This window comes from Streptomyces sp. SM1 (genome assembly GCF_002910825.1).
Taxonomy (GTDB): Bacteria; Actinomycetota; Actinomycetes; order Streptomycetales; family Streptomycetaceae; genus Streptomyces; species Streptomyces okerensis.
On sequence record NZ_NEUB01000074.1, the window covers coordinates 1 to 2,732 of the forward strand.

Below are 2,732 nucleotides of genomic sequence, written 5' to 3' on the forward strand. Positions count from 1 at the left end.
CCCGAGGAGTACCCGCTCCAGGCGCCCGACCCGCGCGCGACCGCCGGGCCGGAGCGTCAGACCGGCGGCGCGGTGTGCGTCGCCTGCCGTGCGGGCAGGGTGGACGACGACGGCTACTGCGAGAACTGCGGCCACGCCCAGCCGCGCGAACGGGACCACATGGAACAGGAATGCGGCCCCCTGGCCGCGGTCAGCGACCGCGGACTGCGCCACCACCGCAACGAGGACGCCTTCGGCGTCGGCACCACCACGCTGCCCGACGGCTCGCCCGTCTCCGTGGCGATCGTCTGTGACGGCGTCTCCTCGGCGACCCGTCCCGACGAGGCCTCGCTCGCCGCGTCCCGGGCGGCGACCGAGTCCCTGCTCGCGGCCCTGCCGCGCGGCACCCACCCGCAGCAGGCGATGCACGACGCGATCATCGCCGCCTCCGACGCGGTCAACGCGCTGGCCGACGAGCCCGACACGGCCGCCCGGGAGCACGCCCCGCACCAGAACGCCCCCGCGTGCACGATCGTCGGCACGGTCGTGGCGGCCGGTCTGCTGGTCGTCGGCTGGGTCGGCGACAGCCGCGCCTACTGGGTCCCCGTGGACCGCTCCGCCCCGGCGGCCCGGCTCACCGAGGACGACTCGTGGGCCGCGCAGATGGTCGCCGCGGGCCTGATGGGCGAGGCCGAGGCGTACGCCGACCACCGGGCCCACGCCATCACCGGCTGGCTCGGCGCCGACGCCTACGAACTGGAACCGCACACCGCGTCCTTCAAGCCGGACCGGCCCGGAGTGGTCGTGGTCTGCACCGACGGCCTGTGGAACTACGCGGAGTCGGCCGACGAGCTGGCCGGGATCGTCCCCGCCGACGCCGCCGTGCGCCCCCTGCACAGCGCCAGGGTCCTGGTCGGTCACGCGCTCGACGGCGGGGGCCACGACAACGTAACAGTGGCCCTCGTGCCGTTCCCCGCCGTCCCCCAGGGGGCAGGATCGGCCTGAGGCCGCGTACGGGAAGCCTCTTACGGGGTCTTACGAAGTCTCGTACGGAAATCCTACGGGCAAGCCGCGACGGACCGGAGGGGACCGGTCCGTCATCCGTCGTCGCCCCGCGCCGCCGGGGCATCCAAGGGGGAGCGAACAGGCATGGCCATCTTCTCGAAACCGAACGTGCCGCAGTTCTCGATGGACGTGTACCAGAACGAGTACCTGCCGGAAGGCGGACGCGAGGTCAACGCCATCGTCACGGTGACGGCGACCGGCGGCGGCACCATCGGCAGCGCGGTTGCGGCGCCCCACCTCTACGCGCCCGGCGAGGGGCCGTCGGCGGCGGTGGTCCTGATGGTCGACTGCTCGGGCTCGATGGACTATCCGCCGACCAAGATGCGCAACGCCCGGGACGCGACGGCCGCCGCCATCGACGCGCTGCGCGACGGCGTGCACTTCGCGGTGGTCGGCGGCACGCATGTGGCCAAGGAGGTGTACCCGGGCGACGGCGGGCTGGCGGTGGCCGACGCCGCCACCCGCGAGCAGGCCAAGCAGGCGCTGCGGAAGCTGAGCGCGGGCGGCGGTACGGCGATCGGCACCTGGCTGGGTCTCGCCGACCGGCTGCTGGCCTCCGCGGACGTGGCGATCCGGCACGGCATCCTGCTCACCGACGGCCGCAACGAGCACGAGTCGCCGGAGGATCTGAAGGCGGCCCTCGATGCCTGCGCCGGACGGTTCACCTGTGACGCCCGCGGAGTGGGCACCGACTGGGAAGTGAAAGACGTCACAGGCATCGCCTCCGCGCTCCTCGGCAGCGCCGACATCGTCGCCGACCCGGCCGGCCTGGCCGCCGACTTCACGCGGATGATGGAGACGGCGATGGGCAAGGAGGTCGCGGACGTCTCGCTGCGGCTGTGGGCCCCGGCCGGCGCGACGGTGCGGTTCGTCAAACAGGTCGCGCCGACGGTCGAGGAACTCACCGGCCGCCGCACCGAGTCGGGCCCGCGAGCGGGCGACTACCCCCTTGGTTCCTGGGGAGACGAGTCCCGCGACTACCACGTCTGCGTCGAGGTGCCGGCCGCCGGCCTCGGCCAGGAGATGCTCGCGGCCCGGCTGTCGCTGGTCATTCCGCAGCCCGACGGCGGCGTGCGGAACCTCGGCGCACAGGGTCTGGTGCGGGCCGTGTGGACGGACGACATGGCCGCCTCGACGTCGATCAACCCCCAGGTCGCCCACTACACCGGACAGGCCGAACTGGCACAAGTCATCCAACAGGGTCTGGATCTACGCAAAGAGGGGAATAGGGCCGGAGCAACGGCCAAACTGGGCCGTGCCGTTCAGCTCGCGAGTGCGTCGGGCAACGCGGATACTGCGAAACTGCTTGCGAAGGTGGTGGACGTCGTCGACGCCGCGACCGGTACTGTGCGACTGAAGGCGAAGGTGGAGGAGGCCGACGAGATGACGCTCGAGACGCGGTCGACCAAGACCGTTCGTGTGAAGAAGTGATCTGTAAGTAATCGAGCCTGGCCCCTCGGGGTTGGAGAAATCCGGTCGGAAGCGACCGGACAAGGAGAGGGGGAAGCGCCGACATGCCGACCTGCCCGAACGGACACCAGTCGGGTTCCGACGACTGGTGCGAGGTGTGCGGTCACCGCATGGCGGGTGCCGTGCCCCCACCTCCTCCCCCGCCCCCGCCGCCGGCGCCCGGCGGTGGCTACGGATTCCCGCCGCCCGGTGGCCCGGGTGGCCCCGGCGGTTACGGC

General features: G+C 72.5%; 2 protein-coding genes and 1 pseudogene. All 3 read left to right on the top strand.

From position 1 onward, the window contains the following. Nucleotides 1-984, top strand: a 984-nt coding sequence (locus tag B9S61_RS01590; RefSeq protein ID WP_258039502.1) for a PP2C family serine/threonine-protein phosphatase, incomplete at its 5' end; no start/stop codon positions are given. A 144-nt stretch (nucleotides 985-1,128) separates the two neighbouring features. Beyond that, complete coding sequence (locus B9S61_RS01595; protein WP_103540572.1) at nucleotides 1,129-2,475, top strand: VWA domain-containing protein; 1,347 nt, start codon at nucleotides 1,129-1,131, stop codon at nucleotides 2,473-2,475. An 83-nt stretch (nucleotides 2,476-2,558) separates the two neighbouring features. Then, a pseudogene (locus tag B9S61_RS41950) lies at nucleotides 2,559-2,732 on the top strand (phosphopeptide-binding protein); the annotation flags it as partial.